This is a genomic window from Yersinia thracica (assembly GCF_902170565.1).
Taxonomy (GTDB): Bacteria; Pseudomonadota; Gammaproteobacteria; order Enterobacterales; family Enterobacteriaceae; genus Yersinia; species Yersinia thracica.
On record NZ_CABHXX010000069.1, the window covers coordinates 18,491 to 32,797 of the forward strand.

A 14,307-nucleotide genomic window follows, 5' to 3' on the forward strand; every position below is an offset into this window, starting at 1 on the left:
TCAACAGGAATGTATCCCACACCGATAAAGGTGATATCGCATTAGCGATTTTAGCGCTTCTGGTTTTGTTGAGGGAAGCGCGAACTGAATTTTAAATTCATACAATGTGACAATGAATGAAGGAGAGACCCATGCAGGTCAGCAGAAGGCAGTTCTTTAAGATCTGCGCTGGCGGTATGGCAGGAACCACGGTCGCGGCACTCGGCTTTACGCCGTCAGTGGCGCTGGCGGAAACGCGCAATTATAAGTTGCTGCGCGCCCGTGAAACGCGGAATACCTGCACATATTGCTCCGTTGGTTGCGGGCTTTTGATGTATAGCCTCGGCGATGGCGCTAAAAACGCCAAAGAGAGTATTTTCCACATTGAAGGGGACCCGGATCATCCGGTAAACCGTGGTGCACTGTGCCCTAAAGGTGCGGGGCTGGTGGATTTCATTCACAGCGAAAGCCGCTTGAAATACCCAGAATATCGCGCGCCAGGTTCAGATAAATGGCAGCGAATCACTTGGAATGATGCATTTGACCGCATTGCCAAGCTGATGAAAGAAGACCGGGACGCTAATTTCATTAAGACCAACGACGCGGGTGTGACCGTCAACCGTTGGCTGAGTACCGGTATGTTGTGTGCTTCGGCATCCAGCAATGAAACGGGTTATTTGACCCAGAAATTTAGTCGCGCTCTCGGCATGCTTGCCGTAGACAACCAAGCACGTGTCTGACACGGACCAACGGTAGCAAGTCTTGCTCCAACATTTGGTCGCGGTGCGATGACCAACCACTGGGTTGATATCAAGAACGCAGACTTAATTATCGTCATGGGCGGTAATGCGGCAGAAGCGCATCCGGTGGGGTTCCGCTGGGCGATGGAAGCCAAAATCCACAACAATGCCAAGTTGCTGGTGATCGACCCGCGCTTTACTCGTACTGCATCGGTGGCTGACTTCTATACGCCAATCCGCTCCGGTAGCGATATCGCGTTCCTGTCCGGCGTGTTGTTGTATCTGATGACCAACAACAAAATTAACCGCGAATACGTCGAGGCCTATACCAACGCCAGCTTGCTGGTGCGGGAAGACTATGCTTTCGATGATGGTTTGTTCAGTGGTTATGACGCCGAAAATCGCAAATACGATAAAACCACCTGGAATTATCAGCTGGATGAAAACGGCTTTGCTAAACGCGATGTCACCTTGCAAGACCCGCGCTGTGTGTGGAACTTGCTAAAAGAACACGTCAGCCGTTACACGCCGGATGTGGTCTCCAACATTTGCGGCACACCAAAAGAAGATTTCTTGCAGGTTTGCGAATATCTCGCCGAAACCAGTGTGTCCAATAAAACCGCCACATTCCTTTACGCATTGGGCTGGACACAGCACTCAGTTGGCGCGCAGAACATCCGTACCATGGCGATGATCCAGTTGTTGCTCGGCAATATGGGCATGGCGGGGGGCGGGATTAACGCCTTGCGCGGTCACTCTAATATTCAGGGCTTAACTGACCTGGGCTTGTTGTCACAAAGCTTGCCGGGCTACCTGAATTTGCCGTCAGAAAAACAGCCGGATATTGATACTTACCTGAAGGCCAACACGCCGAAAACCCTGTTGCCGGGCCAGGTTAACTACTGGAGCAACTACCCGAAATTCTTCGTCAGCTTGATGAAAAGTTTCTACGGTGACAACGCCCAGAAAGAAAATGGCTGGGGCTACGACTGGTTGCCGAAGTGGGATAAAGGCTACGACGTATTGCAGTATTTCGAGATGATGTCGCAGGGAAAAGTGAATGGCTATATTTGCCAGGGCTTTAACCCGGTGGCTTCATTCCCGAACAAAAACAAAGTGGTAGCCTCACTGTCGAAACTGAAGTTCCTGATAACTATTGACCCGCTCAATACGGAAACCTCGAATTTCTGGCAAAACCACGGCGAATTTAACGATGTCGACCCATCGAAAATTCAAACCGAGGTATTCCGCTTGCCATCCAGTTGTTTTGCTGAAGAAAACGGTTCCATCGTTAACTCCAGCCGCTGGTTGCAATGGCACTGGAAAGGCGCGGATTCACCGGGCGAAGCATTGAACGACGGCGCTATTTTGGCGGGTATCTTTAGCCGTCTACGTGATATGTACCGCCGGGAAGGTGGTGCGGTGCCAGAGCAGGTGCTCAATATGACTTGGGATTACCTGACGCCAGATAATCCAGAGCCAGAAGAAGTGGCGCAGGAAAGCAATGGTAAAGCATTGGCCGATATCACTGATGCCGATGGCAAAGTGCTGGTCAAAAAAGGCGAGCAGCTCAGCACCTTTGCTCACTTGCGCGATGACGGCACCACCGCCAGTGGTTGCTGGATTTTTGCCGGTAGTTGGACACCGGCGGGCAACCAGATGGCACGGCGCGATAATGCTGATCCATCCGGTTTGGGCAATACCTTGGGCTGGGCATGGGCATGGCCGCTTAACCGCCGCATTCTGTACAACCGCGCGTCTGCTGACCCTCAGGGTAAACCTTGGGATCCAAAACGCCAGTTATTGGAGTGGGATGGGGCTAAATGGGGGGGCATTGATATCCCTGATTACAGCGCCGCCGCACCGGGCAGTGATGTCGGGCCATTTATCATGCAGCCAGAGGGCATGGGCCGCTTGTTTGCCATCGACAAAATGGCGGAAGGGCCATTCCCGGAACATTATGAGCCGTTTGAAACGCCGCTGGGCACCAACCCGCTGCATCCGAATGTGATATCCAACCCAGCCGCGCGCGTCTTTAAAGACGATTTGGCTGCTATGGGTTCTCATGAGCAGTTCCCGTATGTCGGCACCACTTATCGTCTGACCGAGCATTTCCATTACTGGACTAAGCATGCGTTGCTCAATGCTATCGCGCAGCCAGAACAGTTTATTGAGATTGGCGAAAAGCTGGCGGCGAAAAAGGGCATTAAGCAGGGCGATACCGTGAAAGTCAGTTCCAACCGTGGTTATATCAAAGCCAAGGCGGTAGTGACCAAACGTATTCGCACGCTGAATGTTCATGGGCAAGAAGTTGACACAATTGGTATCCCCATTCACTGGGGCTATGAAGGGGTAGCGAAAAAAGGCTTCCTGGCCAATACCCTGACACCCTTTGTCGGTGATGCTAATACACAAACGCCAGAGTTCAAGGCGTTCCTGGTCAACGTGGAAAAGGTGTAACGGAGATAATCTATGTCACTGCAAACTCAAGACATTATCCGGCGCTCCGGCACCAACTCCCTTACGCCGCCGCCACAGGCTCGTAACCATCAGGAAGAGGTGGCCAAGCTTATCGACGTCACCACCTGTATCGGCTGCAAAGCCTGTCAGGTGGCGTGTTCGGAATGGAACGATATCCGTGATGAAGTGGGCCATAATGTCGGGGTGTACGATAACCCCGCCGATTTGACCGCTAAATCCTGGACGGTGATGCGCTTCTCTGAAGTTGAAGACGAAGATAGCGGCAAGCTGGAGTGGCTAATCCGTAAGGATGGCTGCATGCATTGTGCTGATCCGGGCTGTTTGAAAGCCTGTCCGTCAGAGGGTGCAATCATTCAGTATGCGAATGGCATCGTCGATTTCCAATCAGAACACTGTATCGGCTGTGGCTACTGTATCGCCGGTTGCCCATTTGACGTGCCGCGCATGAATAAAGACGACAATCGGGTGTACAAATGTACTCTGTGCGTCGATCGTGTCGGTGTTGGTCAAGAACCTGCTTGTGTGAAAACTTGCCCGACCGGGGCGATTCACTTTGGTACCAAAGAGGCGATGAAAGAAGTGGCCGCGGGCCGAGTGAGCGAGTTGAAAACGCGTGGTTTTGATAACGCCGGGTTATATGACCCAGCGGGTGTTGGGGGCACTCACGTGATGTATGTTCTTCATCATGCTGATAAACCTCAGCTTTATCATGGCTTGCCGGAGAACCCGACGATCAGCCCGACCATCACTTTCTGGAAAGGCATCTGGAAACCGCTGGCGGCGATCGGCTTTGCTGCGACCTTTGCTGCCAGTATCTTCCATTACGTGGGCGTCGGCCCGAACCGGGTTGAGGAAGAAGAGGTCGAAGACGATAAATCGGATTCCACCCCTTCCGATACGGCATCCAAGGCTCCTGAGCCAACCACCGCTGAGCACTCAGACGACGGGGAGACGCGGAAATGAAAAAAGAAAAGCGGATCCAGCGCTACAGTGCGCCGGAGCGAATCAACCACTGGATAGTGGCCTTTTGTTTTATGCTGGCCGCCATCAGTGGTCTGGGGTTCTTCTTCCCGTCATTTAACTGGCTGATGAATATTTTTGGTTCGCCGCAGTTGGCGCGCATCCTTCACCCCTTCGCCGGGGTGATTATGTTCGCTGCCTTCCTGATCATGTTTTTCCGTTACTGGAAACATAACTTGATCAACAAGGAAGACCTCGAGTGGGCGAAAAATATCCATAAAATCGCCATGAATGAGGAAGTGGGTGACACGGGGCGCTATAATTTTGGTCAGAAATGCGTATTCTGGGCTGCTATTATCAGCCTGGTGTTATTGCTGGCCAGTGGCGTAGTGATTTGGCGGCCTTACTTTGCGCCCTCTTTCCCGATCCCACTGATTCGCCTGGCGCTGCTGGTGCATTCGCTGGCGGCGGTAGGATTAATTATTGTTATAATGGTGCATATCTATGCCGCCCTGTGGGTGAAAGGCACGATTACCGCGATGGTGGAAGGTTGGGTACCGGCAGCATGGGCTAAAAAGCACCATCCGCGTTGGTATCGTGAGGTTAACGCCAAACGGCAGCTCCAGAAAAAACAGGAAGAGAAACCCTGATGAGTATTCGCATTGTCCCTAAAGATCAATTAGGAAAACAGAGCGAAAAAGGTACGACGGCGGGGAATATCCCGCCGTTACTTTTCGCGAATTTAAAAAGCCTGTATACCCGGCGCACCGAGCGTTTGCAGCAGCTAGCGCTGGATAATCCGCTGGCTGACTATCTGGATTTTGCGGCTAAAATTACGCAAGCGCAGCAGAACGCGCTGCATGACCACCCGCTGGTATTGGACATGCAGGCTGAGTTGGCGCAATCCGCAGCCAGCGGTAAACCGCCGCTGGATTTAAGCGTTTTTCCCCGTACTGACCACTGGCGCAAGCTATTGTCAGCGCTGATTGCTGAACTGCGCCCTGATGCGCCCGACCCTATTGCAGCGGTACTGGATAATCTGGATAAGGCGTCGGTACATGAGCTAGAGCTGGACGCCGATGCGCTGTTAAACCGCGAATTTACCCATGTAGGTAGCGAAAAAGCGCCCTTTATCTGGGCGGCGCTATCCTTGTATTGGGCGCAAATGGCCAGCCAAATCCCCGGTAAAGCCCGAGCTGAGTATGGTGAACACCGCCAATTTTGCCCAGTGTGCGGCAGTATTCCTGTCTCCAGTGTGGTACACATTGGCACCCACAGCGGCTTGCGTTATTTACACTGCAATTTGTGTGAGAGCGAGTGGCATGTGGTGCGGATTAAATGCAGTAATTGCGAGCAAACGCGTGATTTGAACTACTGGTCGCTAGACAGTGAATTGGCCGCTGTGAAAGCAGAAAGTTGTGGCGATTGCGGCACTTACCTGAAAATCTTATATCAGGAAAAAGACCCGATGGTCGAAGCGGTGGCGGACGATTTAGCCTCGCTGATCCTCGATGCAAAAATGGAAGGCGAAGGTTTTGCTCGCAGCAGTATTAATCCATTTATTTTTCCGAGTGAGTAACTTTTCCCGAGTGAATCGGTTTTCTGGGGAATAACTTTCCGAGTGAATAAATAGGTCTACAGGTGAGTCAATTTTCGATTACGAATCTCCCCCAATAATATTGATTGTGCTGAAGATGAAAGTATCATTCAGCACAATTAAATAACTGAAAGTTAGTTGTCACCAAACAAATCACGGGTATAAACTTTATCTTTTACATTATTTAATGCATCAACCATCCGGTTACTGATGATTATATCGGACTCTTTCTTAAATTGATCTAAGTCAGTCAATACTCGTGAGTTAAAAAACTCAGATTCTTTCAGTGTTGGTTCATAGATAATAACTTCAATACCTTTGGCTTTAATTCGTTTCATAATCCCTTGAATACTGGATGCTCGGAAGTTATCAGATCCACTTTTCATTATGAGACGATAAACACCTACAATCTTTGGTTTACGTTGCAGAATTTCTGCTGCTATAAAATCCTTTCGTGTCGTATTGGACTCTACGATGGCATTAATAAGGTTTTGTGGGACATGGCGATAATTTGCCAAGAGTTGCTTAGTGTCTTTAGGTAAGCAATAGCCACCGTAGCCGAACGATGGATTGTTATAGTGTGTCCCAATTCGAGGATCCAGACATACACCATCAATAATTTGACGTGTATTCAAACCATGGGAGGCTGCATAAGTGTCAAGCTCATTAAAATAAGAAACTCGCATGGCTAAATATGTATTTGCAAAGAGTTTGATCGCCTCAGCTTCAGTAGAATCAGTAAACAGAGTTGATATATTCTCTTTAATTGCGCCTTCTTTTAATAAGTTAGCAAATACTTCAGCACGTTGGGAACGTTCACCCACAACAATACGAGAAGGGTGTAAGTTATCATAGAGCGCGCTCCCTTCACGTAGGAATTCAGGCGAGAAAATAAGATTATCACAACCAAGAATTTCTTTGGTTTTAGCAGTGTAACCTACTGGTACAGTTGATTTTATAATCATTACAGCATCAGGATTAATTTCCATAACATCCCGAATGACAGCTTCAATAGATGCTGTATTGAAATAATTAGTTTCAGGATCGTAGTCGGTAGGGGTGGCAATAATAACATAATTTGCTCCCTCATAAGCTTCATGCTTATCTAGCGTAGCTCGGAAATTAAGTCGCTTATTTTTTAAAAAATCTTGTAACTCAGTATCAACAATTACCGACTCTTTACGGTTAAGCATCGCAACTTTTTTTGGAATGATATCCAATGCTACGACTTCATGGTGTTGCGAAAGCAAAATACCATTAGATAAACCTACATAACCTATACCCGCTATTGCAATTTTCACAGTCAATATTCTCAGTTACAAACCTATTAAAAATTAAAATAAAAATATGCAAACCTGTTATTTTATCATTTAAATTATTTAAAGTAACTACGATACCAGTCGACGAAATATCCAATACCCTCTTCAATTTCCACCTTCGGTGTATAATGAAAGTTTTCAACTAGATCATCAATATTCGCATATGTGTCAGTCACGTCTCCGGGTTGTAATGGTAGCAATTCTTGCTTTGCTTTTTTACCCAGTGCTTTTTCTAAGGCAGTAATATAGTCCATTAATTCTTCAGACTTATTATTACCAATGTTGTAAACACGCCAAGGTGCTTTGCTGGTAGCCGGATCTGGTATATTACTATTCCATCCCTCATTTTTTTGGGCTGGTTTATCTAATACACGAACAATACCTTCGATAATATCGTCAATATAGGTAAAGTCGCGGCGATGTTTTCCGTGATTAAACACCTGTATAAACTCACCAGCCAAAATAGCTTTGGTAAATTTAAATAGGGCCATATCAGGACGACCCCATGGACCATATACTGTAAAGAAACGAAGCCCAGTGGTTGGTAGTCCATAAAGATGGCTATATGTATGTGCCATTAATTCATTCGATTTTTTTGTCGCCGCATAAAGACTTAGTGGATGGTTTACACTTTGATGAACGGAAAAAGGCACAGATGTATTCGCACCGTAGACACTTGAGCTACTGGCATAAACAAGATGCTCTACCCCGTTATGGCGGCATCCTTCTAGAATATGCGCAAAACCGAGAATATTGCTGTTAATATAGGCGAGTGGGTTGTCGATGGAGTAACGAACACCGGCTTGCGCTGCTAAATTGACTACTCGTTGTGGTTTATGCGTTGCGAAACAATCCTGGATAGCTAAACGATCAGCAAGATCAACTCGCAGATGAGTATAGTTTGGATGATTGATGTGTCTTGCAAGGCGATCTTCTTTAATTGCGGGGTCGTAATAATCATTATGATTATCTATGCCAATAACAGTATCACCTCGCTCCAGCAGCCTAAGAACAAGAGCAGAACCGATAAAGCCAGCAGATCCGGTTACAAGTACTTTCATTTATTTATTCCTAAAGCATTAATCCCAAGTATCTCAATGACGGTGCCGGTAACATGGCATCCCTTCTATAATAAGGGTGAAGCATAATGTATTACCCCGCATTCCATAGCATTTGGGGTAATATATCATTCTAAACTCACCGATCTTTAGAAATAAATGCAAATTAGTTTATGTTATTAACTAACCGCGTTCTTAAGCCGTCTCAATCGATTTTTGATCTTGTGTGTAATACTTGGTTTCTGGATCATTATGGCGGGTGATTTTGCTTTTATGGTAGATACCAATAACGGTATTATGGATGCTTCTTTCTGCTGAATAAGATTTGCGCTCCGAACATGTAACCCCAGCAAACGCCGATCATTCGTGCCAAATTGCGAAGGAGACTTAGGATTCTCTATCCTGAGTTCAACCTTTAAATTACGGGATGATTGCAGCACTGATAATGGTATTGGAGCGAAGAGATCAGATGCGATGCCATGAACAATCCATTTTGCGACTATTACATCATTAACCAGTACGGTCACATTGATCGCTTCCCCTGCCGGAGAGTAGCCGAACGCAGAGAAACACAAGGCTAAATTACTAACATGGGCTTGATCAAACTGGAATCCTAGGAAGGCTTGATTACCGACAGTCCAGGTACCTCCATTCTCACTGTTAGACCAACCTTTGAGCGTAAATTTATCGCTTTTCAGTGAGTGAGGTTCAGTATTGCGTATAAAGCTGATTTTATCACCAATATTTAACGAAGACATTCGCTTAGTTGTATGAACATCATCTATTGATTCAACTACTTGCTTAGCAGTTAATTGCCAGTCTGTTGGTTCATAACTTTTTGCTAGTTGAGTTTTTTCTGCCAATAACTCAGGGTTAAAACAATATTTCTGCAATGCTTTATACCAAGCAATACAATCTAAGGGGTCAATGTATTCAGCATGGTCAGGTGCGACTTCTGGTAATGAACCTGCATTTGAAGAAATACAGAACTTACCATATCGGCAACTTTCAGCGACAGGTAATCCCCAGCCTTCATAGCGAGAAGGGAAAACAGTGAAGAGACAATGGGTATAAAGCCAGTCTAAAGTCGCATCTTCAATGCCATGCAGTATCAGAACCTTATCTTTGAGGATTGGATTATCATTAAGGATACTTACTGCTTCTTCACCACGCCAACCTACGCGACCAACCAAGACTAGTTTAGGTACTGCATCACCATATTCACTGATCAAACCTTTCCATAACATCAGTAAAAGAGAGTGATTTTTTCGCACATCAATCGTACTGACAAACATAACAAATCTATCATCGCTTGCTAAATCTGTTAGCCCTTCTCTCTGAAGTTCAACATCTGGTTCAGGGTTAGAATAAACAGCTTCATCCCCTAATCTGAAAACAGAAATTGGACATAATGGTGTTTGAGTTTCAAGGCAAAAGTCCACAATATCTTTGCGGCTTTGGTTGGAGCAAGTCAGTACCATGTCAGAAATCGTTAATATTTGACGACAATTTTCGGCAAATTGATCACCAACCCCTTCAGGGAATAAGAATTTCAGCTTATGTTGAATAACATCGTAAACTGTAGTGACAAGTGTTATGTCAAACATCAGTTTCAATGCCCATAGATCTTTTAGATAGTGAGTATTTCTTATCCATGCACCACCGAAGACGAGTAGTATGTCATCTTTTTGGAGATTACAGACAGAGCGTGGAATACTATCGTTAGTACTGGCATTTTTTTTGCCAGCAAAATTGCATATATTACCATTTTCAAATTCAGAGAAACTGACTTCGATAAACTTACGATAGAATGAGTTCCAGACAATATAATGTATTTCTGACCCATAATATTTATGCAATTCATTTGCTAGCCGGCTTTCAACACGTGCAATACCCGTTGGCGTGGCGCTATGGTGTGCCATTGTTGTTAAATCAACAAAAATACGTTTCTTTCTTTGTCCAATGGTCGGTAATGATAATGGTTTCTCAGCTTCTACTTTTAATGCTGATTCATAAGCATCTTTAGTCTGGATTGCATAATTTCCCCAACTATGCTGGGTACGCATTTTTTCTTTAAGTTGTTCTGAACGCGCAGATTTGAGTGTATTGGAATCATTCCACGCATCTAAAATTTTGGCTCGTATGTCATCAGGATTTGCTGGGTCAATATACCGGGCTAAATCACCAAAATATTCTGACTCTGATGATCGATTACTCAGAACCATATTACAACCTGCGGCTGCAGCTTCCAGGGCAACTAAGGGCGCACCTTCACTCCAAGATGGTAGACAGAATACTTTTGCACCGGCAAATGCTGAAGCCAGCATTGGGCTGTTAGCTTCAACCCGGCCAGCAAAGATAACTTTATCACTGCCCCATTTTCTTATTAATTCAGCGTAGTCAGAATCAGCTTCGTGTCCGATAAGAACCAGTGGAACATTAGTGTCTCGTAACGCGAGTGCAAGAAGTGCCTGGTTCTTCCTAGATTCAATTCTACCGACACAAAGTACATAATCTTCGACCCCGATGAGTTCTCTGAATAATTTGGGATCACCGTGATTAAATACCGAAGCATCAACTGGATTTTTGACAATACTTATTGAGGGATGCGAAATACCAATTTGCTCAAGTAGTGTTTTCTCAAGATCACTTAATAGAATTAAATGATTGGCATAAGAGGCTAAACGGCGCACAGATGCAAAATAATTAGGAAGAGGTTCACGTTCGAGCATCGGTTTCTTTCGGTGAGCCGTGATTTCACGCCGTAAGGCGGAAAGCTCTTTGTTAACATCGACAATGTCTTCATTATTCGACAGGATTTGCCTAACTTTGATGTTATAAAAATTTAACTCAGAAAGATCAAGGAATATAGGTGAAAGTACGGAGGGTCGATTATTTTTTTCTATTTGTCTTAGTAATACTTCACATTCAGTTGGATGCCAAACATTCAAAACATGAACGAGATCGACATTGTCTACGGAGAAATTACGGTTTGAGATAAAATCAGCCGTTAAACCAATATTGCGCAAAGCTGCGACTGTTTTCGGTGCCCGTATTGAAGGGCCGCCCAACGAAGCCGTCATTTCTTGGCCATGAACCGCAACAAGTGCGCTGAGTTTATTAGTTGTATTAACAGTTTTCATTTTAGTATTTAGTATCTGTGGTTGATTTTCTTTTTTATCTAAACTGGGATCGCGTCCTAGCAATTGACTAAAAAGATTATGATGGTTTTTGGCCCATGATTCCCAAGTATAATCTTCAACACTTCTTCTTAATGCCAGTTTTTCTTCAACGACTTGCAGTAGAACCCGGCGTAAATCTGCAGCGTCACCCAGTTTAAATTCAATATGTGGAAATTGTGGAACCCAGCCAACAGGTGAAGCAATTACTTTACAGCCACTTGCCAAAGCTTCAAGTACACACATAGGCCCGCCCTCAATTAAAGCAGGCACAAGTATATAATCTAGTGAGCGATAAAATTCAGGCAGTTTATCTTCGTCAATAAAACTGGCGGGACCTGGCCAACCTGTACCGGTGAAATGCCATTCAATACCAGGAATATCCATGACTTGAGCAACAAGTTTTTCACCTTTTCGTCCTGTATGGTATGTCCGGCCAACGACCCCAATGCGAACTGTTGGAGAGAAGCGATTTAAATCAACGCCAGGAGAAATAGTTTGGACGTTTGTCAGACCAATTTTACGGATAATATCTTCTGTTTTCAGCGATTGTGCTATGCAAAAATCAACCTCTGATGCAACAGCATCAAATTTCGCGGCCGCGGCTGCCACTTCCTCTTTGTGGGTAAATAAAGCGACTTCAATAGGGGAAACTCTTTCCTGCCGACATCCGTATGTCATGTAATATTGAATTTCAGCAGAGCTATCTGTGTCAAGACCAAAACTAACGTAGTGCAATCGATTGGTTATTTCACTCGCTAGTTTTTCAAGGATCCAACCTGAGTCAGAAATCTTGATATGTACTATGTTTTTCATAAAACCCCGACTTAATAATCAGAAATAAGCATATCCAAATAATATTATTGAATTTTAATAAGGAAATGTAATTATTTATTATGCATACAGTTTATCTATTTAGATATTCCCGAGAGGTACTCTACTACCCTTGTTAGTCTGAAAGACGTTGAAGCAGTTTTTCAAAATCAGAATTATTGGATGTTAATTGATTAGCTCTGCGCGCAGAGCTAATTGCTTCATTTAAAAGCCCAGATTTTTCGCACATAAGTGCCAGCCGATAGTGAAAAATAGAAACGTCATCTTGCAATAGAATGGCTTTGCGTAAATATTCACCTGCCTGTGTTAAATTACCTGAAGCTAGATATAACTCCCCAAGAAAGGAAATATAATGAGCACTTGTTTCGGGTAGATTAACAGCCTGTAATGATGAGGTTAATGCTTCTTCAATATTTCCTGCTCGATATTGTAATACAGATAGATGGTGGAATAGTTTAGCCGATTCAGGGAAAACAAAAGTAGCAGAATGTAGCATTTCTAAATGAGCGGGAGAATTTGGATGGCGGGAAACAATGCGGATAAGTTCCCCGATAAAATCTTGATGACTACTGCTTTTTGTGAAATTGGTTGTAGTCAAATTCATTTGATCAAAAGCTCGCTGAAACTTTTTCTCCCAACTAGGGCCATACTCATTGCCTATAGAAGAGGCTATCTTCACAAGGATTGAAGGAGTAATCTTTGCTTCCCAAGGTGTATAGGTCGTATTTAGTAGGAGCGTAAGAAATTTCTCATCGATCCTTTGGGGCATTCTAACAGCGCCGATCATGGGTAGGTTCTGCGAAGAATGAAGTTTTTCAAAAGGCCAACATTCATATAAATATTTCGGACCTCTATTAGCTTGATTATGTCGCTCATAGGTAGAAAGATTTAAATCGTGTAGCAGTACATATGCAGATGGACTAAGCGTAGGCATTAACGACAAAAGATCTAATATCGCCCAAGGATGCATATGGTCACCGTCAATAAATGCTAAATCTACATCTTTACCAATCTCTTTTTGTAGATCAATAGCCAAAGAACCAAGCAAGAGTTTAGCGTTAATTGGGGAGCTAGGAAATAACTCTGAAATGGCTGCCCCAGTTTTTCTTGAAGGGTCGAGATAATACGTTGGGGAAAGGTCGATGCCAATGTATTCAGCTGGCTGACGATTCGCCTCAAGAATATCCATAAAGATGCACCCACTCCAACCACTGGCGACCCCGATTTCAACAACCTTTTTGGGGCGCGTTAATTTGGTGAGACCCATCAGTAGTGGTTGGTCAAACTCCGAGATATTTCCGCTAACCCATAAAGGTTTCTTCTCTAGCATTACTCGTGAAGCTGTTTTTGCAACAAACTCACATAACTCGGATGTAATGGTCATATTAACCTTCCCATATATTATATTTTTCTAACCAAAATAGCGAGAACACACTGATTCGACATCTCCATCCATGAAAACTTTCCCGTGTTCTAACCATATTGCCCTATTACATGTTTTCATTACTAGACTTCTGGAATGAGATGCAATAACTAAAATATTGGTCGCTTGCACCATTTCACTTAGTCGGGTTTCCGCTTTTTGTTTAAACCCTTCATCACCAACGGAAAGCCACTCATCCATCAACAGAATTTCTGGACGAACAATAGTAGAAACAGCAAAAGCAAGACGCAGATGCATACCAGTAGAGTATGTGCGTACCGGCATATCAACGAAATCACCTAATTCTGAAAATTCTATAATTTCATCTAACCGAGCTGTAATTTCTGCACGAGTACGACCTAATAGGCCACCGCGTAGATATATATTTTCTCTGCCAGTCGCTTCAGCATCGATACCGAGAGAAATATCGATCAGTGACCCAATTTCACCAGACGTCTTTGCCGTTCCTGATGAAGGTTCATATGCACCACTTAGTAGGCGAAGAAGTGTACTTTTACCGGCACCATTATGCCCCAAAAGACCGACTCTATCGCCGTCTTTAAGTGTAAATGATAAGTTATCAATTGCACGGACAACAACTCTTCCTTGTTGGTCCGAACCTAACTGCCCACCAGTAGCCACTTGCAGCAGTCGTTTTTTCAATGATCGACCATCTGCATTGTAAATAGGGAAATCTACGCAAACGTTATTAAACTCAACAAAAGCCATATATAAGT

9 protein-coding genes are annotated in these 14,307 nt (G+C 44.5%); 4 read left to right on the top strand and 5 right to left on the bottom strand.

All coding sequences use genetic code 11. From position 1 onward, the window contains the following. Positions 1-131 precede the first annotated feature (131 nt). From fdnG to fdhE, 4 genes are read left to right on the top strand one after another with little or no spacing between them, the layout of a single operon-like run. Positions 132-3,179, top strand: a complete 3,048-nt coding sequence (gene fdnG / locus FTA91_RS08230; protein WP_145534744.1) for a formate dehydrogenase-N subunit alpha — start codon at positions 132-134, stop codon at positions 3,177-3,179. A gap of 12 nt (positions 3,180-3,191) precedes the next feature. Continuing rightward, positions 3,192-4,163 (top strand): formate dehydrogenase subunit beta, encoded by a 972-nt coding sequence (gene fdxH, locus FTA91_RS08235; RefSeq protein ID WP_145583169.1) that lies wholly within the window; start codon positions 3,192-3,194, stop codon positions 4,161-4,163. Continuing rightward, positions 4,160-4,810 carry a formate dehydrogenase cytochrome b556 subunit gene (fdoI, locus tag FTA91_RS08240; protein WP_050112155.1) on the top strand — a complete coding sequence of 217 codons (651 nt, stop codon included), beginning with the start codon at positions 4,160-4,162 and terminating at the stop codon, positions 4,808-4,810. The genes fdxH and fdoI overlap by 4 nt, the downstream gene beginning before the upstream one ends. Continuing rightward, the gene (gene fdhE, locus FTA91_RS08245) at positions 4,810-5,739 is read left to right on the top strand and encodes a formate dehydrogenase accessory protein FdhE (protein ID WP_145583171.1); all 930 of its coding nucleotides are present in this window, start codon (positions 4,810-4,812) and stop codon (positions 5,737-5,739) included. Before fdoI ends, fdhE begins: the two co-directional genes overlap by 1 nt. A gap of 152 nt (positions 5,740-5,891) precedes the next feature. On the opposite strand, the gene FTA91_RS08250 is transcribed toward fdhE, so the two are convergent. The 5 genes from FTA91_RS08250 to FTA91_RS08270 all read right to left on the bottom strand — a co-directional run bounded on the left by FTA91_RS08250 (position 5,892) and on the right by FTA91_RS08270 (position 14,299). Then, the gene (locus tag FTA91_RS08250) at positions 5,892-7,058 is read right to left on the bottom strand and encodes a nucleotide sugar dehydrogenase (RefSeq protein ID WP_050112153.1); all 1,167 of its coding nucleotides are present in this window, start codon (positions 7,056-7,058) and stop codon (positions 5,892-5,894) included. A gap of 74 nt (positions 7,059-7,132) precedes the next feature. After that, entirely contained in the window at positions 7,133-8,137 is a 1,005-nt protein-coding gene (locus FTA91_RS08255; protein WP_050112152.1) for an NAD-dependent epimerase, read from the bottom strand. Positions 8,138-8,313: 176 nt separating this feature from the next. Continuing rightward, positions 8,314-12,129 (bottom strand): glycosyltransferase, encoded by a 3,816-nt coding sequence (locus FTA91_RS08260; RefSeq protein WP_145534756.1) that lies wholly within the window; start codon positions 12,127-12,129, stop codon positions 8,314-8,316. 133 nt (positions 12,130-12,262) lie between these two features. Next, a complete protein-coding gene (locus FTA91_RS08265; RefSeq protein ID WP_050112150.1) occupies positions 12,263-13,531 on the bottom strand; it encodes a class I SAM-dependent methyltransferase in 1,269 nt (422 codons plus the stop codon). Between the two features lie 27 nt (positions 13,532-13,558). Next, complete coding sequence (locus FTA91_RS08270; RefSeq protein ID WP_145534762.1) at positions 13,559-14,299, bottom strand: ABC transporter ATP-binding protein; 741 nt, start codon at positions 14,297-14,299, stop codon at positions 13,559-13,561. Positions 14,300-14,307: the final 8 nt, after the last annotated feature.